General features: G+C 55.8%; 9 protein-coding genes. All 9 read left to right on the top strand.

The annotated features are described in order from the left end of the window. Positions 1–19: 19 nt before the first annotated feature. The 9 genes from I6I94_RS01165 to I6I94_RS01125 all read left to right on the top strand — a co-directional run bounded on the left by I6I94_RS01165 (position 20) and on the right by I6I94_RS01125 (position 23,490). Positions 20–2,683, top strand: coding sequence for a DUF6493 family protein (locus I6I94_RS01165; protein ID WP_201620782.1), 2,664 nt, complete (start codon positions 20–22; stop codon positions 2,681–2,683). A 22-nt stretch (positions 2,684–2,705) separates the two neighbouring features. Beyond that, positions 2,706–5,372, top strand: coding sequence for a DUF6493 family protein (locus I6I94_RS01160; RefSeq protein ID WP_201620781.1), 2,667 nt, complete (start codon positions 2,706–2,708; stop codon positions 5,370–5,372). Further along, a complete protein-coding gene (locus I6I94_RS01155) occupies positions 5,362–8,004 on the top strand; it encodes a DUF6493 family protein (RefSeq protein ID WP_201620780.1) in 2,643 nt (880 codons plus the stop codon). The genes I6I94_RS01160 and I6I94_RS01155 overlap by 11 nt, the downstream gene beginning before the upstream one ends. 50 nt (positions 8,005–8,054) lie before the next feature. After that, a complete protein-coding gene (locus I6I94_RS01150) occupies positions 8,055–10,670 on the top strand; it encodes a DUF6493 family protein (protein WP_201620779.1) in 2,616 nt (871 codons plus the stop codon). An 83-nt stretch (positions 10,671–10,753) separates the two neighbouring features. Continuing rightward, positions 10,754–13,165 (top strand): DUF6493 family protein, encoded by a 2,412-nt coding sequence (locus I6I94_RS01145; RefSeq protein ID WP_201620778.1) that lies wholly within the window; start codon positions 10,754–10,756, stop codon positions 13,163–13,165. 77 nt (positions 13,166–13,242) lie between these two features. Then, positions 13,243–15,717 carry a DUF6493 family protein gene (locus I6I94_RS01140; protein ID WP_201620777.1) on the top strand — a complete coding sequence of 825 codons (2,475 nt, stop codon included), beginning with the start codon at positions 13,243–13,245 and terminating at the stop codon, positions 15,715–15,717. Positions 15,718–15,759: 42 nt separating this feature from the next. Continuing rightward, the gene (locus I6I94_RS01135; protein ID WP_126926458.1) at positions 15,760–18,342 is read left to right on the top strand and encodes a DUF6493 family protein; all 2,583 of its coding nucleotides are present in this window, start codon (positions 15,760–15,762) and stop codon (positions 18,340–18,342) included. Positions 18,343–18,359: 17 nt separating this feature from the next. After that, positions 18,360–20,897, top strand: a complete 2,538-nt coding sequence (locus I6I94_RS01130) for a DUF7825 domain-containing protein (protein ID WP_126926457.1) — start codon at positions 18,360–18,362, stop codon at positions 20,895–20,897. A 328-nt stretch (positions 20,898–21,225) separates the two neighbouring features. Beyond that, positions 21,226–23,490 carry a TerD family protein gene (locus I6I94_RS01125; protein WP_126926456.1) on the top strand — a complete coding sequence of 755 codons (2,265 nt, stop codon included), beginning with the start codon at positions 21,226–21,228 and terminating at the stop codon, positions 23,488–23,490. The last annotated feature ends 88 nt before the right edge of the window (positions 23,491–23,578 follow it).

Genomic DNA, 23,578 nt, shown 5'->3' with positions numbered 1-23,578 from the left:
ATCACCGATAGGGGTTTTAATGACCGCACAGCATCACACACAACCAGCTTTACCGGCACAGCCAACCTTACAGGAGCGTCGTGCCCACCTTCGGGAACTCATGAAACATGACGACGCAACCGTTGAGGATTATCACACGGTGATTAGCGGGGCGACAGAGGAAGAACGCGCGTCGTTGGCCAGGACGTTATCGCCCACGAAACTTGCGAAAGCCCGAGGGGAGAAAGCAGCTTTGGCCGCATATGCAGTAGGGGCTTTAACCTCGTCGGTTCCGCGTGCGGTGAGGCTTATAAGTGAACTTTTTTGTCCTCTTCGAGATGAGGATTTTAATATTATTCCCGAGCCGCCTATGCCTGCTACTGGGCAGCTCTGGGAATTCTTAACTCAAGGGGCGGTAGAACGGTCCGATGAGTGGGTCCTGCACTTTGTTGAAGAATGTTCAGATGATTGGTACATAGATTCCTGGACACGCCTCAATAAACTTATGCGCGAACATTCGCTGACGAGCTTATCGCCAGGGTATCTTTGCATGATGATGAATGCCGTCCCACACGTGAGGGAAAAGTCTGCCAGAGAGTATCGGAATATAGAACAGTTCTTCCGCAACGATCCTGTGCTGCTGGAACGAGAGTTTTGGGATGCTTTCACAGTTGAAGGGGTAATAGCACAGTCTAAGTGGGATCCCGCCTTACAGCCTGAATATCGAAGCCCATCATTTTCGGCCCTCGCTCAGGTGATGTGCGAAACTTTTCCGGAGATTCGCCCTAGGTTCCTGGATGAAACGCTCAAAGGTCTTCTGCGAGACTACTCAGCCCACCACGTGCGGCATTTCTATAGGGCCCATGCTGCTCTGCAGCCAACGCCTCAAGAAATTACGGAGCGTTTTGTGCTCTACCTTTCGGTGCTGGGAACAGCGTATAGCCCTGTTATCGCCATGGCGCAAGATCTGCTGGAGCAGGCAGTCTATGAGCTTTCCGACACACAAGCACGTGAGCTTATTGAAGTTTCGGCAACAGTGCTGACGCGCACCGAAAAGAAAGTTTTGCGCGCCCAGATACGGCTTCTTTCTTCACTGCTTGAAGTCCACCCCGAATGCACTGAACAAGTAAGCCAGACAGTACAGGATGCCTTCAAGTCTATGCCCCTGGACCTTCAAGATGAGGCCCAGAAGCTCATCAATGATCCGGTGCGAGAAACACCCACGCACCAGGACGCAGCGGGGAGCATCACGGTACCGGATAACACCCCGAAGGATTGTGAACCGCAGGGGTGCTTGACGCCTCGACCGCCTATCGCCACGGACCGGGAACTCATGGAATGCTTGGCAGCAACCTTCCAGGGAGGCGATGGCACCGATATTCCGCGTATCCTGGAGTACTTGGAACATGCCGAGAGTCTGGAAATAAACGATGCAGAGCAGAAGCTTCTCTGGGAAACTCGTAACCTTCTCATAGAAAGCCCATCCAGTATTTATACCCTCTCCAGTCCCAATATCCCGTACCTTGCCATTGCGGCACTTATCAAAAGCGGGCAGATACAACACGCTGATATTGCTAAAATACCGATCATTCCCACCTGGTATACAGAACGTCTCTACCTCAGCGATGAGCACGGAAACCCGGTGACAGTAGATGAACAGACGCTTAAGGAGCATCAGTCTCGTCCCATTAATGTAAAAGCTACTGGGACAGAAATTCGTCTCAATGAGCGCGGACCTCATATGCTGCTGATGGAGCAGCTGTTCTCCCTGATTTTTGCGGATCAAGACGCAGAAACCAACATAGTGACCGCGCCTTTTGCACCCCAGTGTGTAGCCCTTGAACGTACTACGGGTACAGTCCTCACCCAGTATTGGAAATCGCTATATATTGCTTGGAGGTACAGCTTCCCTTTGCAATTCCCGCTGTGGGTTGGAACAGATACACCCGATGCTGCCGCACTCTCCGTTGAATCTGCCGCGTTTAACACCAACAGCACGCAAATCGAGTATGTGCACCGTATGCTGGAATCAAAATACTATCCTTCGTACCGCACGGTCATGGGGTGGTACGGCTGGCTCATGCAGAATAACCCAGATATTTTTAGCGCACAGACCATGCCTATTCTTGTGGCAGCTATCCATGCTCATAATGCTTATGGTGTCGATATCATCATACGAATACTAGGTGATACACATCGAATACTGGGCGCCGTCTCCTACAGCGCACTCGGGCTTGGGGCCAGCGCTAAAACTACCGAAGTGCGCGCCAACGCTGCGGAGGCGCTCGCCTCCCTGGCGGATCGGGGTATGGTCGATACCGCTTTATTCGCCGAAGAACTGTGTTGGCTGTTGAGCCAGCACCACGTGAAGGCTCAACGAATTGAGCAAACATTTAGGGATGCTGCGTCGATTAGCCCCTTGGTGGGCTGGCGGATTATGCAGCTATTAGAGGGCATACTGCCTGTCGTGGGCGAGGTATATCGTGGTGGCGCGCTGGTGCAGCTCTTGGTACAACTGGCGGGGGAGTACGGCGTGAGCGTCGAGATTCCTGAGGTTTTGCGGCCAAAAATGAAAGGCTCAACTGTGCTGGCCAAAAGTCTGCGGGCGCTTGAAAAGCTGCAGCCGCATCCGACTGAGCTTGCGGAGCAGGCCCGAGACCAAGCCCAAGAACTGCTGGACCAACACCGCTGCGCACAACCATAAGCGCAGAAACTGAGAGCCCGTTATGACCCCAAAAGTACCGCAACCTAGTCTTACGGAACGTCGCGCACGTCTGCGGGAGCTACTGAAACGTGACGATGCCACCTTCTGGCAGTACCATGAAGTTCTCACCGGCGCCACCGAGGATGAACGCAAGGGCCTTGCACGCACACTCTCCATTAAAAAGCTCATAGACCGCTACAGCCGTGAAGGAACGACCGAGCAGCGGCTTGTGTGCATCTACACGGCGGCTGCACTGGGCGGAACCTTCAAACACGTGGGTGTTGAGCTCTTAAACCTTATCGACAGGGGATTACCCGGCGAGGCGAACTGGAAGTTTTCAACCGCTGAATCGGAACAATACCTTAGCCAACGCACAGAAGCCATGATGCTTGGACTCAGCGAACGTGATAACACCTGGATAACCGGGTTCGTTAACGAGCGTGGCTATGGCAGGTTTGGTTACGACTTGCCCACGCTCTGGGTGCAGATACATCAGCTTCTTCACGAACGCGGACTTACCAATACCACGCGCTCCTACCTCTGGGGGTTCGTGACGGCCGTTCCTGACATGCACATTGGCTCATCCGAGAATCGGGAAGAGGTTATCTCCTTCTTCAAGAACAACCCCCAGACGTTAGAACACGAAATGTGGGCGTGTTTCACAGATGAAGGGCTTCTGCGGAAAGACTGGTCAGGGCGCGAAAACGCAGACATCCTGGCTCTCTTCCACACGCTGCAGGAGAATTTTGACGGATTCCGTGACCGCCTGCTTACTGAATGCCTGAAGGCGATGCTCCGCGACTTTTCTGCCAAGAACACCAGTATCTTTCACCACGTCTATCGGGGGATGAACCCCACCCCAGACGAGAACCTTGGTAACACCAATCTGCTCACCTCAGTGCTCACTACCGTTCCCTCAACCTCCGTGGGGTTAGCTCAAGAAAAGCTGATGTCATGCGTCGACAAGCTGACCGAACCCCAGATTCATGACTTACTTAATGCCTCTCACACCGTGTTGCTTCGCACCGAGAAGAAAATACTCCGGGCGCAGATCGCACTCCTTAGCGCTATTGCTAAAATGCACCCAGAGCATACTCAAGATGTGAGCGGTTTGATGAGGGAAACCGCAGATTCTCTCCCGCCTGATCTGCAGCCTGCAGCGCAAACACTCCTGTCTCCTGCTGAAGCCGCGACGGATAAAACTAGCGCACCGTCTCACTCAGAGCAAATAATGGGCGGTGTCATGATTCCTGAGACCCGTCCGCAGCTTCTAGAGCAGCACGTTTCAACCCCACAGGTGCATATTTATACGAGTGATGCTGAGTTTATGGATGATCTTATTCCCTGTCTCCAAGGCACAGGTGACGGTTCGCAGCTCCCGCGGCTCATTGATTATTTAGCGCATAATCCTCGCATTACTCTTGATACAGCCCAGCAGGACTTTCTGGCTGAACGATGCGTGAATTCCGGTATTCGCTCGGGTACTCATGCGTTAGGCAACTATCTGACGTACCGGGTGATTACCCCGCACCGAAAACTTTTTAAAAAACTGCCGCAAGGTTTTACCGGGTACCGGCATGAATTCCATACCGACCCCCAGACTGGCGAAACCATCCAGCCCTACCAGGTTGAACACACTGGGTCTCTGGGGCGTCAAAAACCCCGTATAGAGAAAACGACCACAAATTATCGTGGACCGGCGGGGCTCTGCCAAGAGCAGATTGACTGTTTAGAACATCCAGAAAACCTTGTATTTGAGCCTATACCTCACGCAGAAGAGAGCACTTGGACACGCCGCGTTGAGCCTCTCACATACCGCCCGCGTCCTCACAATATGTACGACCAAGCCTACGCGGAAGCCCCCAATGACAGCCTAATGATGTGGCTTATTGAAGATCACGAACTGCCGACCGCACAGATGCCTTTCGCGCAGGCGGCTCTGAACACGGCAGGTATTCCCGAAGAGTTTATGCACCGTGCTGTTCAGGCAATCGACGATTTTCACCGTACCCTCATGCAATGGTATGCGTGGCTTCTGCAGAATAACCCCAATACATTGGCGGCGCAGAGCATGCCGTTCGTCACTACAGCGGGGTTCCAAAAACATGTGAAAGGGCTTGAGACCATACTGGATACCATCACCCACACACATCAGGTTCTGCAAGAACCCGCCTATTCCGTGTTGGGCTGGCTAACTGGTGCAGCAGCAGCTGAGCACAGGGCTCTCACCGCCGAATCTATTGCTGCTCTTGCGGGTCGCGGAATGCTCGATGCTTCTTTACTTGCGGATGAACTGGCCTACCTGCTCCGAGGGGGATGGGTTAAACCGGCCCGGGCAGCCAGCTGTTTACAGGACGCCGCATCTATCAGCCCATTGGCGGGGTGGCGTATTGTGCAGGTGCTAGAGAACATGTTGCCAGCTGTAAGCGATATTAATCGTGGTGGTTCCTTCGTGCAGCTCTTGGTGCAATTAGCGGGGGAGTACGGCGTGAGCGTCGAGATTCCTGAGGTTTTGCGGCCCAAAATGAAAGGCTCAACCGTGCTCGCGAAGAACCTGCGTGCGCTCGAAGGATTGCGACCGCATCCGACCGAGCTTGCGGAAAAGGCGCGGCAGCATGCTCAGAATCTTCTAGATAAGCGCCTAAGCAGGGATATTACCGTGAAAAAGGAGGAGAGGAATGCAAACTAACCCCGTTATGACGCTTAATAAGCGGCGAGAAGCACTTAAAAAGCTGGCTAAAAATCCGGAAGCACCTCTCAAAGAATTTCATGCTCTTTTAGAGGACGCTACAGAGGATGAACGTGCCGTGCTGGCTAAAACTCTGCCTCCAGCCAAGGTTTTAGGGCGGGGGAACCGGGCTGTTTTGAGTCCTGTAGGCGGCTATCTTTTAGCAGCTTTGGGGACAAACCCTCGCAGGACACATAAGCGTTTCGTGGATTTATATACAGACAGTTCATGGGCGGCGCGCCGAAGCGACACTGACTCTTTCAATAACCCTCATGACGCTATCATGCGCGGTTTATACTTGGGGCTCTCCGGACGCAGCGATACGTGGATTCTGGATTATATAGCGGCAACCCCCGCTATGGAGGATAACGACGCCTACGGAATATGGCGCATACTACACACGCTCGTACGGGAACGGGACCTCCACTGTGAAACCCCTTCTTATCTTTGGAGAGCCTTACGTACCATATTCCCAGAAGAAAACAGAGCTGAAGAACACCCGGAGATACCCGCCACCTACCAAGAGGCACTTGAGCATATCCGCCAGGATCCTCTCCTGATTGAACGGGAACTGTGGACCTGCTTCCGCGTCGGAACAGCACTAGGTGCGGCAGCAGATTTCAAGTTTTTAGATTATCTAGATTGTCACCTTGACGGGTTTCGCGACCGTTTTCTCACCGAATGTTTGCGCTCAATGCTCAGAGATTTTACGCCCAGGAAAACACGGGTCTTCCATATGCTTTACCGCGGCATGAAACCAACTACCGCGGAGAACCTGGCATGCATTCCGCTACTGACCGCTATTTTACAGACGCAGCTATCCACGTCGGTAGGCCTAGCACAAGAGATGCTTACCCCCATTGTGGAGCAACTTTCTACGGAACAGCTCGATGCCCTGTTAGACGCATCAGCAGCAGTACTCCTCCGTACTGAGAAGAAGCTGGTGAAGGCCCAGCTAAACATCCTACAACAGCTGATTAAACATCACCCTGAATACACGCACCGGGTGCACAGCATGATTGCTGGGGTCGAGCGAACTCTACCCTTGGAACTTCAAGAGCTGGTGCAAAACGTAGGATCTAAAGATAGTACGAAGCCTACCCGACGCGGTGTAAAGAAAATACTGGAGCCCCAGGAAGTACAGTCGGTAGAAGCACTACAGGCGCAGGAACCTATTCTGATACCAGATGTCAACCCACGCCCACGGGCTCCGGGGGAACTCTTCATGGCGGATGCCCCTATTTCCAGCGACACGGAACTTTTTGATGCGCTGGTTGCCATGGTGACCGGTACAGCCCCCGAGACGGAACTGGTGCGTGCTCTCGCATATCTTAACCAGACAGAAAGTATCCGCTTTAACAAGGCACAGATAAAATACCTTGAGTCCGTCAACCTGAATTGGGGACGACATATCCACGAGTTTGAGACCGCGGGAGAGGATATAGCTTTTCTGATCCTAGCGATATACATACGATGTGCAGGTACGCGGCCAATAGAATTGCCACCAATTACGATGGGTTACCGCGACTTTCTGTGGCTCGATAGGAACGGCCAGCCTATTATCACAAACAGTATGGAGTACCGCCCCTTAGGGGCGAAAACCAAGCAGGATCTTGTGGTCAACACTCGCGGGTTGACGGGCCTTTTACAAGAGCAACTTCTCTCACTGATTCCCTCCAGCGGATATGCTGAAAAAATTTATACAGAACCTTTTGAAACACGAAATCATGCCATGCGACGCACCACATGGTCGACGGGATTAACACAGTACGCAAAACAAAGAATTATCAACAGCGATAGCGAGATACCCTATAACAGGAAACTCCTTCTGTGGGAAGACCCAAACGATACTTCTGCCCCCAATGACCTAGGTTTTGAAGATGCCGCTTTTAATACTGGCAGTGTGCGAGAAGATTACGGTCACCGCATCCATACGTCAAAACGTTATACCTATACCTCGCAGAAATACGCTGTCGGTTGGTATGCCTGGCTCATGCAGAATAATCTGGATTATGCGGCAGCGCAGATGATGCCTGCCCTGGTGACAGCCCTCTACACGCGCACCGTTTTCGGGCTGAACGCGCTCCTCTATGCTCTTGGCAGTACCCCGTGCCCTCTGGGTGCGCCTTCGTATAGCGCCTTGGGAATTGCGGCATCTGCGCTAGCACAAGATATTCGGGCCTTAACAGCTGAGTCTCTTGCCCACCTGGCAGAGCGTGGAATGCTAGATCCTGCACAATTCGCTGAAGAAGTAACGTGGCTTCTGCTACACCAGGATGTTCTGACTAACCGTGTACTCGGGACTCTTCAAGACGCCGCATCTATCAGCCCATTGGCGGGGTGGCGTATTGTGCAGGTGCTAGAGAACATGTTGCCAGCTGTAAGCGATATTAATCGTGGTGGTTCCTTCGTGCAGCTCTTGGTGCAATTAGCGGGGGAGTACGGCGTGAGCGTCGAGATTCCTGAGGTTTTGCGGCCCAAAATGAAAGGCTCAACCGTGCTCGCGAAGAACCTGCGTGCGCTCGAAAAGCTACAGCCGCATCCGACCGAGCTTGCGGAAAAAGCGCGGCAACACGCTATGGAGCTACTATAAGTACACCCAACTTTTTTTGGACAGCAATCACTAAAAAGGAATAGCCACCTATGACAGCCGCCGCTTCCACACTTGCGCAACGCCGCGCCACCCTCAAAAAGCTCATGGCAGACCCCAAGGCCACTTTCGACCAGTACCGGGGGATTATTAACGGGGCCACCGAGAAAGAACGGGCATCCCTGGCACGAACCCTGAACGCTGAAAAAGCCGCCGCATCAGATCTTCCAAAGAGCATAAAAGCCTACCTGGCGGCCGCTCTCACCGCAAAACCAGCACGTGCCGCACAACAACTGCATCAACTTACACACCTCACCGAGGCGGGACGCATTGGTCAGCGGCGTGAAATACGTGATCACTTCATGTGGGGAACTGAAGAAAGAAGAGACGAGTGGGTACTCGAATTTGCTGATCAATATGCATCTACCAGGGCGTCACTCTACGGGCAGTGGGAACTTAGCAACACAATCCTAAGAAACCGCGGCCTCAGCTGCTCTACTCCGCGGTACCTGGCAATGTTCCTCGCTAATATCCCACCGGTATATGACGACTCACCTAAGAACCACGCTGAAACCACCCAATTTTTCCGTACCAACCCACACTGCCTTGAACAGCAGTTCTGGGACGTTTTCACCGTCGAAGGGGCCCTGAGACAGCACCCATCCACATGGGCGCCCCGCACCCGCCGCGGTGAGCCTTCCTTCGGTGCCCTCACCCGTCTGCTAAGCGAAGAATTCGAGGGTGTTCGCCCCCGGTGCCTTACCGAAACCCTCCAGGCTCTACTGCGAGACTTCGGCCCCGCCGACTCACGGTATTTTTATACAGCACACGAGGGGCTAACCCCCACAGACACCGAAATTATAGAACGACTACCCCTGTACACCGCCGTGCTTGCCAGCCCTTATTCACCCGCAGTTGGGATGGCACAAACTATGCTGCGGCAGGTAGTGACAGCTCTCACCAGCGAGCAAGCAACCCAACTGGTGGATGCTTCTTCACCGGTACTTTTCCGTACCGAGAAAAAAGTGCTCCGCGCCCACCTGAGACTGCTGGCTCAGACCCTCACAACACACCCCGAGCTTGCGGAACGGGTAAGCCAAAAAGTGGCCGAGGCGGTACAGAACATGCCTGCAGACGTTCAGGCGCAGGCACAGCAGCTAGTAGTCCTTCCCAGTCCACGCATGGTTCCACCGGCAGAACCCGCCGAACCGGTCCAGCTTGTGCGCATCCCCACCATAGTGCCGCAAAACTGCGCACCACAAGGGAACCTCACGCCCGGTTCCGTGCGCGATGACGAAGACTTCACGCAACGACTCATCCCTCTACTGGGCGGTGAAGGCCACGGCGCCAACATACCGCCCCTGCTGGAATACCTGGGTAAACACCCGCGAGTGCAGCTGAACGAAACACACCTGAAAATAGTGCGGGAACACAACTCCCAGTGGGTCATACCTCCCTGGGTGCAAAACATCTACCTCACCCACCTGATTCTGCGCGCCCACGACTCAGAAAGCTTCTCCAAACGCTTTGACGGGTACGTGAACTATTTGCTCCACAACCCCGAAACGGGGCAGCCCATGCTTCCCCACCGCGACTACGCGCCCTCCTGGGCAGAAACCTACGAACTGTACTGGGAGCTTACCCGCCACGACGAGCACCACGACAACTACGGCGGCACCGCCACCCTCATAAACTACCGTGGCCCCGCCGCGCTTTTCCAAGAACAGCTTAACCGTGTCGGCGAACCCCACGAAACGCACTGGGCGCCCCTAGCAACCGAACCAATACCCGCTAAAACCTTCGACTGGTACCGGCACGTGGAAGCCCTTGAGGCACGCGCTCGCCCCAGTAACGAATCAGGGATCTATAAACATGCACCGCATGACTCACTCATGATGTGGCTTGCCGTCGGGCAAGAACTCAACCCGGAGGGAGAGACATTCGAGAACGCCGCAGTAAACGTTATGGGCCTGCTGGAAGAATTCACGCACCGCACCGACGATGCAGAAAACTACCCATTTACCGGTGCGATAATGCAGTGGTATGCATGGTTAATGCAGCACAACCCGGATGTTCTGGCAGCCCAAGCGATGCCGCTGGCACTGGCCGCGTCCCACCAGAAAACCGTGTATGGGCTACCGGAAACACTCACATCTTTAGCAGATACACACCGGGTACTGGGAGCCCCATCCTACTCGGTACTGGGGTGGGCGCTCGGGGCGAAAAACAATGAATACCGCGTGCAGGCAGCCGAAACCGTCGCCCAGCTTGCCGAGTGCGGCATGCTGGACACTCAACTTCTAGGTGAGGAACTGGCATACCTCCTCAAAAACCAGTGGGTGCCAACAAACCGTGTGGTGCAGGCATTGAAAGATACCGCCTCCATTAGCCCGCTGGCGGGGTGGCGTACCCTGCAGGTACTCGTAGAGGTTCTGCCGGTGGTAGGAAGAGTGAACCGCGGTGGTGTGCTCGTGCAGCTGCTGGCGGAGCTGGCGGGGGAGTACGGGGTAAGCGTCTCACTGCCCGAAAGTTTACAGCCAGTGCTGAAAGGTACAACCCTACTGGCGAAAAACCTGCGGGCGCTTAGCGCACTTAATACACACCCCAGCGGGCTCGCTGAGCAGGCTAACCAGCAGGCGCTCGCCCTCATGACCGAAGGCGGAGCATAAAACAGCAGCCGCACCCTACACTAGTACTACTGCCATCGGCGGCTGCCGTCGAGGTGCCGCCGCCTCACCGATGAAAGAACCCCATGCAAGATTCGCAACAGAATACGTTCACCTCCGCTCAGCGCCTCACCCAGCTGGCGGTGCTAGTGGACTATGACGCCCCAATGGAAGAACTGCAGAAGACCGTGGGCGGGGCTGATGAAAAAGAACGGGCCATATTGGCAAAAGTTCTGGAACGCACTGAACTCCTGGATAGCCACGGCGCACCCCGGCCCGGTGCGTTCTATATCTTGGGCGCGCTGGGTACTGCGGAGCAGGCCGCTTATATACTGCGCTGCACACTGTGGCATCTTGAGCATGAAAAGTTCTCAACAGCCCTTAGTTCCTTCACCACCGGTGCGCGGGAACGCCCCGATGAGTGGGTGCTGGGGTTTAGCAATAATCCGCTGACTATAAACTATTGGGACGCCATACGCCCTATCTTGCGGGAGCGTGGGCTCAAAAATACTTCCGTCTCTGCCCTGCTGGGTTTCCGAGAATCCATCCCCGTAGTCACTGGCGAATCCTCGCGGGGGCAGAAAGATGTTTTAGAGTTTTTCGCCCGGAACCCCGAGCTGCTAGAGCATGATTTCTGGGAGCTTTTCTGGGTGGACGGGCTGCTCTATGAGACATACGGGCACGGCCGAGGCGACACTGTGGCCCTGGTACGCCTGCTGACGAGCCACTATGCGGGGTTCCGTGACCGTGTTCTTGACGAGTGCCTGGCCGCTATGCGCCGTGATTTTCGCGAAACCCGTATTTTTTGGGTGCTCTACCGTGGGCTGGAGCCCACCACTGCCGAGAACCTGCGGCGCCTGCCACAGTTATTGGCCGTATTGGAGGCACCGCAGTCGGCTCTTATCAGTTTTGCTTTGGATACGTTGGCGGGAACAGTGCCAGCAATGAATACCGAGCAAGCCGCCTCATTGGTGGATGCGTCCCATGCGGTGCTGTACCGTACCGAGAAGAAGGTTCTTCGCGCCCAATTGCGTGTTTTGCGGAAAGTTGTAAAAACACACCCGGAATTTACGCAACAGGTGAGTGGGATAATGGCCGAGACCGTAGAAGCCCTGCCCCTGGATCTGCAGGATACGGCGCGTAAACTTATGACCCCCGATGATACGGTGCCCCCTGAACCCACTGGCCGTACCGTGAGTATCCCAGATATTATTCCGCAGGATCGTGCCCCCGGTGAAAACCTCACACCACTGCCCCCAATAGATAATGAGGCTGAGTTTCTAGATGTTCTCTTCGGCCAGCTGGAGGGGGAAGAACACGGCAAGAACCTGCAGCGGCTGCTCGTTTACCTCCATGAGCACCCGCGTGTTGAGCTGGATACGGCAACCCGTAAACGTATCCACACGCACAACAGGACACGGACCTCTGATACCCCTTCGGCCCAGGCGCTGTATCTGAGTTACCTGGTTCTGAAGCATCACCTCAACCAAAACGTACTGCAGCCCGGCACCTTCCCCGGTTATCGGGAGAATACTTATGCAAGTCCCTACGGGGTACTCCACCGGCAGTTGGTAGCCCTTGACACCGGCGCTGAGGCGCCTCTGCCGCCGGTTCCACTTCCCTCCGTTGAACGCATCTGGGAGAGGAACGTGGGCAAAAGCTACGGAACACCACAAGGCTGGTATGAGCTTTGCTATGAGGGCCTCGGCAGAGAGTTCATTACCTGGAACGCGGTTGGAGAAACCGAAGAAGACGCTGATTTGCCGCTTGAGCAGGCGGCTCGTCTGACACCCGCTAATATACGTCTTGCGGTTTCGGACCGTGCCCAGGATGCGTTGAGTAATCCGCAGCACCGTGCGGTAGTGCAATGGTACGCGTGGCTTATGCAGAATAACCCCGATATTTTAGCAGCCCACTACATGCCTTTAGCTATTGCCGCCTCACTGTATAAGAAGTCGTATGGGTTAGATACTGTGCTCGGTGCCCTTGCAGAAAGCTGGCGGGTGCTGACAGAACCATCCCACTCGCTGCTGGCCATTGCCTGTAATGCGGCCGGTCCCGATAACCGTGCGGCAGCAGCCGAGACCCTAGCGTGCCTTGCCGACCGGGGAATGCTGGACACCAATGCGTACGCAGCCGAGCTGCGCAGGTTACTGGAACGGAACAACCTCAAAGCGCCTCGCATAGCCCAAACCTTGGCAGATGCCGCCTCCATTAGCCCGCTGGCGGGGTGGCGTACCCTGCAGATACTCGTAGAGGTTCTGCCGGTGGTAGGAAGAGTGAACCGCGGTGGTGTGCTCGTGCAGCTATTGGTGCAGCTAGCCAAAGAATACGGGGTGAGCGTTACTATTCCGGATGAGCTGCTTCCCAAGATGAAAGGCTCAACGGTGCTGGCAAAAAACCTGCGAGTGTTGCATAAACTTACCGAGCACCCGAGTGATTTAGCAGCCCAAGCCGCCGAACAGGCCCAACAAGTAGCAGCCGGTAACGCCTGCTAATACCTAGGAGGCATAGCAGAATGCCGTTAGCGGCCTATACAGCACGAACACCCCGCCATATATGAGAAAGAAATACTATGACCACCTCAGAACATAAGACTCTCACACTCACCGAGCGCCGCACCCGCCTGAAGCAGCTGATCGCTGAGCACAAGCCGGTTGAGGAATACCAGAAAGTGCTTTCTGGGGCTACCGAGGAGGAACGCGCCTCACTAGTGCGTACCCTCTCGCCCACTAAATTGAAAGAACCCAAAAACCGGTTTACCCCGTTGGGGACGTACGCGGTTACTGCCCTCACTAAAAAACCTGCCCGAGCCGCGCAGCTTATTCTGCAACTGTGCTGGGATAACTATAAACACCGGGACGCCATCGCCCGGTACGCGGCCGCAGGCGCCTCCGAACGCCCTAACGACTGGGTGCTGGAATACGTGGCGGAAACCTGTTTCATGGATGAACTATGGCCTCTCAGTCAGACATTACTGCGGGAACGCGGGCTCATTTGTGAAGACGAAGAGTACCTGAAAGGATTCCAGGCGCGTATTCCCGCAGTGAACACTGCCTCGACCCACAACCACCAGGAAGCCCTGGAATTTTTTGCAGAAGATCCTGCCCGCTTTGAGGAGTTCTGGGCACTTTTCCGGGTGGAGGGCGCCATGCTGGAGGAATACACCTACGGATTTTTCCACCCCAACGGCAGCATGCTAGCCCTCACTAAACTGCTGAGCGACAACTACAGCGGGTTCCGTGACCGGGTTCTTACCGAATGTTTGCAGGCGATGCTCCGTGATTTCTCCCCGGCTAACACGCGGATATTCCACGCGCTTTACCGCGGGATGCACCCTACCGAAGCTGAGAACCTCAGCCGCTTCGGTACCCTTGTGTCCGTACTGGGCGCGTCCCCTTCAACCTCCGTGGGCCTAGCCCAAGACATGCTCACCCCACTTATCCCGCAGCTGGACCAGGAGCAGGCGGCGGAGCTCATGGACGCCTCTGCCACTGTGCTTTTGCGCACCGAGAAGAAAGTGCTTCGCGCCCAACTGCGGTTACTGACGAAACTGGTGAAAACCCGCCCCGAATGTGCAGCCCAAGTCAGTGCCCTCGTGGCGGACGCCGCCAACACCCTGCCGTTAGATGTGCAAAGTACCGCCCGTAAACTCATAATTGATGAGCCTGTCACTGCCCCGAACACCCCCGACACTGAGGGCGAGACGGGAAGCATTATTATTCCCGAGGCGACCCCGCGTGACCGTGAACCGGAGCGGGAGGCGGAACCGCTTACCCCTATCGCGGATGACGCTGAATGCGTAGAAGTTCTTCTCAAAGTTTTGGAAGAAGAGACGCAAGAGACACAGCTGCCGCGCCTGCTCGCCTATATGGTGCAGAGCCGGAAAGCCAACCGAAGCATTGAGATGGATAAGGCCGCCCAAGAACGCATATATAGCCACAATAAGAATTTGCGTTACTGGGATGCGGTGAAGGACGAGCTGCGGGTCAGCCTCAGCTACCTGGCTCTCAAATCCTACCGGTTAAAGCTCACCCACTGTGATTTTATGCAGAAATATCGGGAAAACTATCTGTTCTCGCGCGCGAAGTCACGCGGGCCGCAGGTACTTTTGCAGGAGCAGTTCGCGTACGCCGATAAACCCTATAAAAAGGAACTGGAGCCTGTGGTCACAACCCCGCTTCCGGCCGCGCAGTGCGTGTGGGAACGCGTTGCGGTGGACTGGTCAAAGCGGCGGAACGTGTATGTTGCGGGCAGGATCGTAGAGGGCTTCCCCGGGTATGTTGGGTGGCGCAAACTGGGTGTTACCCGGCAGCCAAAAGACGCCTCGTTTGCTGAGGCAGCACTCACGGCCGTTGTGATTTCTGCCGACTACAGCGAGAATATGGACAAAGCTAGTACCTGCCGCTGGTACCGGCTGGTGGTGCAGTGGTGCGCATGGCTTCTATACAATAACCCGGATATTTTTGCGGCCCATATGATGCCTCTGATGACGGCGGCCTTATATGAGAAGAAAGTGTACGGGCTAGAAATTGTGCTCACCGCCCTTGCACAGAGCTGGCGTTCTCTTGGCGCACCCGCATACTGTGCACTGGGGTTCGCTACTGCCGCTAAAGACACCGGCTACCGCGCCCTCGCGGCGGAAACACTCGCCACTCTCGCAGACCGCGACATGTTTGATACCTACGCGTTTTCTGCTGAATTAATGCAGCTTTTAAAAGATAAATATGTGCCAGCAAACCGTGTTGTTGAGACTCTGCAGGATGCTGCTTCTATTAGCCCGTTGGTGGGGTGGCGTGTCTGTCAGGTGCTGCAGGGGCTGCTGCCGGTGGTGGGGGAGATTAATCGGGGTGGTGCGCTCGTGCAGTTACTTGCTCATTTGGCGGGGGAGTATGGTGTGAGTGTTGAAATTCCTGAGGTTTTGCGTCCGAAGATGAAGGGTTCGACTGTGTTGGCGAAGAATCTGCGGGCGTTGAGCGCGCTGGGTCCGTGTTCGACGGAGCTTGCCCGCCAAGCACAAGAACAGGCTAACAACACCAACCCTGCGTAACCGCAAGCGCCAGCACCGACACCATACCCCAGGAGATACCCCATGCCCCAGCCAATCACGCTCACTGAGCGCCGTGCCCGCCTCAAAACCATGCTTAAAAGCACCGGCCCCATTAATATGGAGGCCTACCGGGAGGCTATCCGCGGAGCCACCGAAGAGGAACGCGCCTCGTTGGCACGCACCGTACAACCCGCAAAAATACTTGGAAGTGAACGGGAAGCAGCCCAAGCCCCCGAAGCCCTTACCAGTTTAGGGTTCTACCTGCTGGGTGCTCTGACGAGCAGCCCCGCCACCGCAATCCGTACCTGGTGTACGGTGGGGTACATTTCGCGTACACGGTGCAGCGCCGATACCCACAGGGAACACCTGGGATGGTTCATAGCGGGCCTGACCGAGCGGAGCGACGAATGGGTTCTGCAGCTTGCCGCAGTGGAGCACGACCCGTGGACGGAAGCCCAAGACGCATGGGAACCGGTTCATACGGTGCTTCGGAACCGCCACCTCGTGAGTGAATCCCCAGCCTACCTGGAGCTTTTGACCCACATGATTCCGCCGATGCGCGCCAATGAGGAAGCATTCAAACGGTACAACCCCCACAAGCTAACAATTGAAAAGTTCTTCCGGTCAGACCCGCTTCTGCTGGAGCACGACTTTTGGGCACTTTTTAGAAGTGAAGGGCTGCTGCGCGGCCGGCTTGGTCAACGTGATGCCGCCATAGCTTTCATGCGGTATATGTGTGAGCGTTTTGAGGGCGTGCGTGAGCGTGCGCTGGAGGAAACTCTGCGGGCGCTACTGCGTGATTTTTCGGCTGCGAACAGCGCTATTTTCGGTCACCTTCACCGTGCTCTGCAGCCAAGCAGAGAAGAAATTTTGGGGCTTTTCCAGCTGTACGTATCGGTGCTGGGGGCAGCCCCCTCACCCAGTGTTTCACTGGCGCAAGATATGTTGAATACCGCAGTTGATAAGGCTTCCGGTGAACAGGCGCTAGCTGTGGTAGATGCATCGGCAGCCGTGCTATTTCGCACCGAGAAGAAGGTGCTGCGCGCCCAGCTGCGGTTACTGACGAAACTGGTGAAGGCCCACCCTGAGTGTGCTGCCCAGGTCAGCACCCTAGTGGCGGATGCCGTGGAGTCTATGCCGCTGGATGTGCAGCCGGGTGCCCGCAAGCTTATCGCCCCCGCAGCAGTATCTACAAGCACTGTTGAGGGGACAGACAAGGGTATAACGGATGCGGGTAAAACCGCCGCGAGTATACACATTCCCGATATAACACCACAGAAACAAGAACCCGTCGGGTTCTTCGCCCCGCGTGCGCCCATTACAAATGATCACGAGTTTCGGCACCTATTCTGTGACGGGTACGATGGTGCGGACATTCCCCGGATGCTCGCCTACCTCATGCAGCACCCGATGGTCGAACTAGGCCCTGAAGCCCTCGCGCCGCATCAACTCATGCAGGGGTTTAACACCGGACCACGTGATGCCGACCCGGGCGCATACATGAGGTACCTCACCATGCGGCCTCATCTTAAAGATGCGGACAACTATAAGGCTCCAGTGCTTAAGTTTCAGAAGTACGAGAAAACTAAACATCATCCTCTCTCATCTCGTCCAGCTGATGTGCTGGTGCAGCAGTTCAAATGGGTGCACGCACACCAGACGGAGCAGCAGCCGGTTGTTGAAGGCTCTCAAGAGCTGTGGCCATACCGTACGGAGCTTATTGCGCTTATTACCGAGCCGCTACCGGCTGAAAACTATGAATGGGCACGCAGCTGGGCGGTATTCCAACATATATCAGCCTGGATCTGGCTGGACGCGAAGAAAGTCCCCGGCGGCCGCCTACCGCAGTGGCGGCAAGTCTTCTACCCGCACGCTGCACCTGAAAAGTCCCCGTTTGCGTGGCGGGTGCTGAACGTGCACCGGGTGGCTGGCGAGTACCAGCGTCGCATAGAGGAGGCCCAGTACGGTACCGGCATGGAACTGGTTGTTCAATGGTATGCGTGGCTGACCCAGAACACCCCGGATGTGCTGGCTGCCCAGTTCGCGCCCGCATGTTTCGCGGTGGTGTATGAGACGCAATCGGCAGGTGCCGAGGTGCAGGTGCTGCGGGCTCTTGCGGATACGCACAGTGTGCTGGGCGCCCCATCGTACTGTGCAATAGCGGCGTGTGCCAGCGCGCGGCAGGAACAGGTTCGTGCCCATGCGGCCGAGTGCATCGCTGCCCTAGCGGGGCGCGGCATGCTGGATCCTGATGCGTTCTCAGCGGAGCTTTCGTGGCTGCTGAGTCACCAATATGTGCAGGCGCAGAGGTTAGTTCGCACCCTCACAGATGCCGCTTCCATTAGCCCGTTGGCGGGGTGGCGTGTCTGTCAGGTTTTGCAGGGGCTGCTGCCGGTGGTGGGGGAACTGAACCGGGGCGGTGCGCTCGTGCAGTTACTTGCTCAGTTGGCCCAGCAGTACGGAGCGGTCATTAATATCCCGGAGTGTTTGCAGCCAAAGATGAAAGGCTCCACTGTGCTGGCGAAGAATCTGCGGGCGTTGAGCGCGCTGAGTCCGCACCCGACGGAGCTTGCCCATCAAGCACAAGAACAAGCGCTCACAATACTAAAGAACAACCCGTCATAAAAACGCACGGAGAAACTATGCCCAGCAACAATATGCCGTCTTCTTTCGCTCAACGGCGCGCGCTCGTGAAAAAACTATTGGATAATAATGCACCCGTGGCAGAGTTCCGCCGCGCTTTAGCGGGAGCCGGAGAAGAGGAACGTGCAGCCCTGTACCGTGTTCTTTCGCCCACCCGGCTTATGGGCAAGGACTACACCTACCACCCGGTTGCGCTCTACGCTATTGGGGCGCTCACCGAAAAGCCCAGCCGGGCTGCCTCGCTGCTGCGGCAATTTAACCGGCATACCGGGTGGCAAGACAATATTGCGCAGCAGGCGGGGCGTTATTTTGAAATGGGGCTCAATGAGCGCCCTGATGCATGGGGGCTGGAATTTATTGACCAGTATGTGCAGCTTGCAGAAGGTAAAATATATTTCGAGATTGCGCACCGTTTTCTGCGTAGCCGCCAGCTGCGCTGCGTCAGTGTCGGGTACCTGTATGCGTATAAGAATTACGTTATACGAGATAACTCTGTATCATCCCGAGGATTTGCCCCGCTTCTTGACATATTTAATAATGATCCGCTGCTTTTAACACAGGAGTTTTGGGATCTTTTCAGCAACGGAGTGGGAGATGAATTTTATGTTGCCCCGGGGCGCCACCTAAAAACCATTGAGTTGCTGCTTTTTCTGCAGGAGCATTATGAGGGGTTTCGGGAGCGCGTGTTTGCGGAGTCTCTTAAAGGGCTGCTGGCCGCAGATACTAACCCCGACGCCACAACATACCGCTCCTTCTACTTGGGTATGCAGCCAAACGGGCAAGAAATCACAGAGCATGCCACCGAACTTATCGCGCTGCTGTGCTCTCAACCATCAACCGTAGTGGGGCTTGCCCAAAAGCAGCTGCTACCTATACTGGGGGAGCTGACCGATCACCAAGTGCATACACTGGTGGATGCCTCGCAGGCTGTTCTAATGCGTACCGAAAAGAAAATCCTGAAGAGCCAGCTGCGCATACTCGCTGAACTAGTGAAAGCCCGCCCGCACCTGTGCGAACAGATCACCCGCATCGTTGGGCAAGCAGCCAGTACCCTCCCTGTAGAGTTGAGGGACCAAGCCGGTCATATCACCGGGAAGCTCCTCAGCCATGCTGCGGATAACACGGATACGAACGCTCCCACAGCTCAACCCGGCAGTATTCCCGATGCGGTACCCCAGCACCGGGAACCAGATGATTTCTTTACCTCCCGGCCACCGATCGATAGCGCTGCGCAGGCGCAAGAAATACTTTTCGAGCTCCTCAACAATACCGGTGACGGGGCTGATATTCCGCGGTTATTAGCCTATATTGCAGAGTACCGCAATATTGACTTAGATAAAGCGCAGCAGGAATATCTGAAAAAATATCTCGAAAATAGTGACGGAAATACCTACAATAACCTCGAATACCTTGTAGGAATAATTCTTAAATTATGTGCCAAAGAGGGGGATAGTGTTGCCCCGCAAAAATTCCCAGGATACGAATATGACCGTCGCATCAGTAGTATTACTGGGGAATATTTAGAGGACGGACAATACTATTCCGACGAAGAATACTGGGATGCTGAGTGCACGGTAGAGATAAGGAATAGCCGCGGCCCGGTTGCCCTGCTGAGCGAACAAATATCGCGCATACTCACCCCCGACACCTGCGGCAGCGGCATCGTGTGTGAACCGCTGCCAGCGGTACAACGCACATGGCGGCGTATTACCGTGCCCCAGAAACCACTCAACGCCGACTTTGAACGGATCTACGGAAACTACTATGTGGCCTGGGCCGTTCACGAAGAACAGCCTGTTACCACCGAAACCCCGTTTGAGCAGGCCGCCCTGCTGGTCGATAGCGTCAGGGCAGAGTATGAGAGCCGGGACACTGAGCAGCGCGAACTGCCAGCGATGCGCGCCGTCATCCAGTGGTACGCGTGGCTAACTCAGAACAACCCAGATATATTCGCAGCCCATATGATGCCCGCCGTTAAAGGCGCCAAATTTGCGAAAGTCATACACGGTATGGAGCCTGCACTTGAAGCTTTCGAACACGCCCACCAGGTGCTGGGCGAGCCTTCATACTCGTTCCTAGCCTACGCCGCCTCCGCAGCTGAACGGCAGTACCGTTCCGCCACGGCACAGGCGCTTGCAGCCCTCGCGGACCGCGATATGCTTGACACCGGCATGTTTGCCGCAGAGCTGGGGTGGATGCTGCAGGGGGAGTACGTGATAGTTGGGAGGGTTATCGAGACCTTGCAGGATGCTGCTTCTATTAGCCCTCTGGCGGGGTGGCGTGTCTGTCAGGTTTTGCAGGGGCTGCTGCCGGTGGTGGGGGAGCTGAACCGGGGTGGTGCGCTCGTGCAGTTACTTGCTCAGTTGGCGGGGGAGTATGGTGTGAGTGTTGAGATTCCTGAGGTTTTGCGTCCGAAGATGAAGGGTTCGACTGTGTTGGCGAAGAATCTGCGGGCGTTGAGCGCGCTGAGTCCGTGCTCGACGGAGCTTGCCCGTCAAGCACAAGAACAAGCACTAGCTATATCTGACGAAGAATAGCCATTGAAAATTGACAATACTACATGTCGCGCATATATTGGAACCTGAAAATCACAGAGTGGACGATTCGTCTTCATCAACAGTGGCTGCTATGACAGCACCGCTGTACGGGATGTAGCGGGTTCGAATCCCGTAGAAGGCTCAATCGCGGATCATGCATTCTCTTACTTTCTCTTGCCTGGTTACGCAATTTCAGAGAATGCGCTTACCGCGAGCACTTTATTGATGACGGGTGGATATAATCCACCCGTCATTTTGTACCCCAACCACACACCGTCGGCAGGATCTCGGCTAGCCTCTAACGGGAATTATTAGAAAAGAGAAAAACGTGGCAACGCTGCACCAAGTCATTCTCCGCCGCACCGGGGTCTATATCCTGCCCGGTGAACCCGCCAACCGCTGGATCATAGAAACACCCACCATCACTGAAGGGCTGCGCCACCGTGTGCGGAGAATTCTGGGTCCGCGCATTGAAGAACTGACGGAGCTCGGGGTGGCTATTGCCCAAGATTCCCGTGCCGTACTGGCCACCATGAGCTACACAGAATTTGATGAGTTCACCGCCGACTGGAAACACCTGCGCGGCGCCCGGGGAGGGCGGGCCTTCCGCCGAGACTTTGATATGCGCCAACTTCACCTAAGCGACAGGCAACGCTACACGGAACAGATTCTGCACTATATCACCCGTTCCATCGCCACAGGTGACCTGTTGGATGCATTCGCCCCGCGTGAGGACCGAGAGTTCTACACCCCCATCTACGGGCATCTCAAGCACCCGCTACTTCCATACGACACTCAAGACCCCCGCCCCCGCACCACCTATAGACGCGGAGAACGCGACCAGAACCAGGTGATACTGCTGCGCGGGAACACGCCATGCGCAGCCTTAGCGCAGGAACTTTTTACCGCTATCGCCGCGCAGAACCAGGTGTACAGTGAGACCGACCGCGCCGATCTGCTCACCCTCGCCGATTACCTGCGTGCGTACCATAAGCTGCCCGCACTAGAACACGCGAGTGCGTACCGCGAGAACCTGGCGTTTCTCACAGTGCACATTGATCGTTGTTATGTTCAGCAGATGAGAACCCTCAACGAGGTGCTGCGTCTAGCTGTTGCCTTCAGCGGAGCAAACGGGAACGAGGCCGACCTCAGCCTGAGCACGCCCACCCGGCTACGCTTGCGCCGCAGCGAACGCACCCTCATTGCGCGCCTCATCAATAGACTGTGCGAACGTGACTATGCGGCCGCCCGCTACGACACCGCCAGTCGCTCCGAACAGTTCAAACGGCTGGCACGCACCATACACCCCGGTGACTACCCCTCACTTAAGCATTTACAGCGGTGGGCCGATGACCTGTACCGGGGGCGGATGCGCAGCTTCGAATCGGAGGTGGACGCCGCCTACCGCAGCAAAAACGCAGAACAGGTGGTGCGTCTGCTGAGCAGCAGGCCCGGGGTTTTTGCCCGGCAGCTCAGCCGGGCCTTCCGGGCGTTCCCGGATGAGGAACAGGTCATAGCGGACGGGTTCGCCCGTATAGCACCCCGTGTTGCGCTGCCTGTGCTGGTACAGCTGTACAACCTGTACACCAATCTGAGGCGGGGCAGCACACAGCACCGCCTAGTGATTGATAAGGCTGGCATGGGGACGGTAACCGACGCGAGCAGGCATACACGCACACAGGTGCAGCTCGGGTTGCAGGCTATTGAAAATGGTTTCGCAGCACGCCTTGAAAACACTAAAATATACACCCCCGACGGTATGGATATTTATACCCCCACCGGGGCGGGAAAACTCATCATGCCGCTAGGGAACCGGAACAGCAGCCAGTCCCTTGACGGGTTGTGCCGGTTCAGCCGTGTTCCGCTTCATGAGGGGGCACACAAGATTATTAGGCTATTCGTATACTGGGATTCGCCAGCGGATATAGACCTCTCACTGATGCTGTACGACGCGAAAGGTGAGCCGCTTGGTGGCGTCTGGTACGGGGACCAGCAGGTGGACGACTACGCCTACCACAGTGGAGACGTCACCGATGGAACCGGCGGCGCCTGGGAGTTCATCGACCTTAATATTGCTGAAGCTCTCGCTCAGAAGGTACGCTACGCTATCCCCACCGTGCACCTCTACGCCGGGTACGGAGGCACCCATGTACACGGGCCGCAAGAGTGTCCCTGCCAAAAACTATACCGGCAGGAGCGCACACTGGCGGATGTCAACGACCTATTCGTGGGGTTTACGATGGTGCCGCGAGCAGGAGCTGGCAAGGACGTGCACGAGGTCAGCCAGGTACGCACTAAATTTATGCTCACCAGTGCAGGCCGCGGGTCGCTGCCGCTCATCTTTGACCTGCGCGAACGCGTTGTAACCGTCACCGATGCAGGGCTGCGCGGCTACATTAATATTGTGGAGTCAGCCCGGACTGTGCAGGCGATGCTCGAAACATTCAGGCACCACAGACCCATGACCGTTGCCGACTACTTGGCGCTCACCTGGGCCAACGTAGTGGAAGCCCCCGATGAGGCAGATATCTGTCTAGAGCCGACAGTTGCTTCACTGAGCCAGCTGTACCTGCAGAACACCAGCCCGCAGTGACCTCACACGTTTTTCGCCCCGGTGGCAGCAGACAGAAAAGCCCCTCCGCCAAGCATCTGTGCAGCGCAACTGCCGACTGCACAATATG

The organism is Rothia aeria, from assembly GCF_016726365.1.
Classification (GTDB): Bacteria; Actinomycetota; Actinomycetes; order Actinomycetales; family Micrococcaceae; genus Rothia; species Rothia aeria.
Note: the sequence above shows the minus strand (reverse complement) of the source record. Positions and strands in the feature narration are given on the sequence as shown.

Coding starts and splice junctions, on each gene's coding strand:
- I6I94_RS01165 (WP_201620782.1), top strand. CDS start 20: ATGACCGCACAGCATCACACACAACCAGCTTTACCGGCACAGCCAACC.
- I6I94_RS01160 (WP_201620781.1), top strand. CDS start 2,706: ATGACCCCAAAAGTACCGCAACCTAGTCTTACGGAACGTCGCGCACGT.
- I6I94_RS01155 (WP_201620780.1), top strand. CDS start 5,362: ATGCAAACTAACCCCGTTATGACGCTTAATAAGCGGCGAGAAGCACTT.
- I6I94_RS01150 (WP_201620779.1), top strand. CDS start 8,055: ATGACAGCCGCCGCTTCCACACTTGCGCAACGCCGCGCCACCCTCAAA.
- I6I94_RS01145 (WP_201620778.1), top strand. CDS start 10,754: ATGCAAGATTCGCAACAGAATACGTTCACCTCCGCTCAGCGCCTCACC.
- I6I94_RS01140 (WP_201620777.1), top strand. CDS start 13,243: ATGACCACCTCAGAACATAAGACTCTCACACTCACCGAGCGCCGCACC.
- I6I94_RS01135 (WP_126926458.1), top strand. CDS start 15,760: ATGCCCCAGCCAATCACGCTCACTGAGCGCCGTGCCCGCCTCAAAACC.
- I6I94_RS01130 (WP_126926457.1), top strand. CDS start 18,360: ATGCCCAGCAACAATATGCCGTCTTCTTTCGCTCAACGGCGCGCGCTC.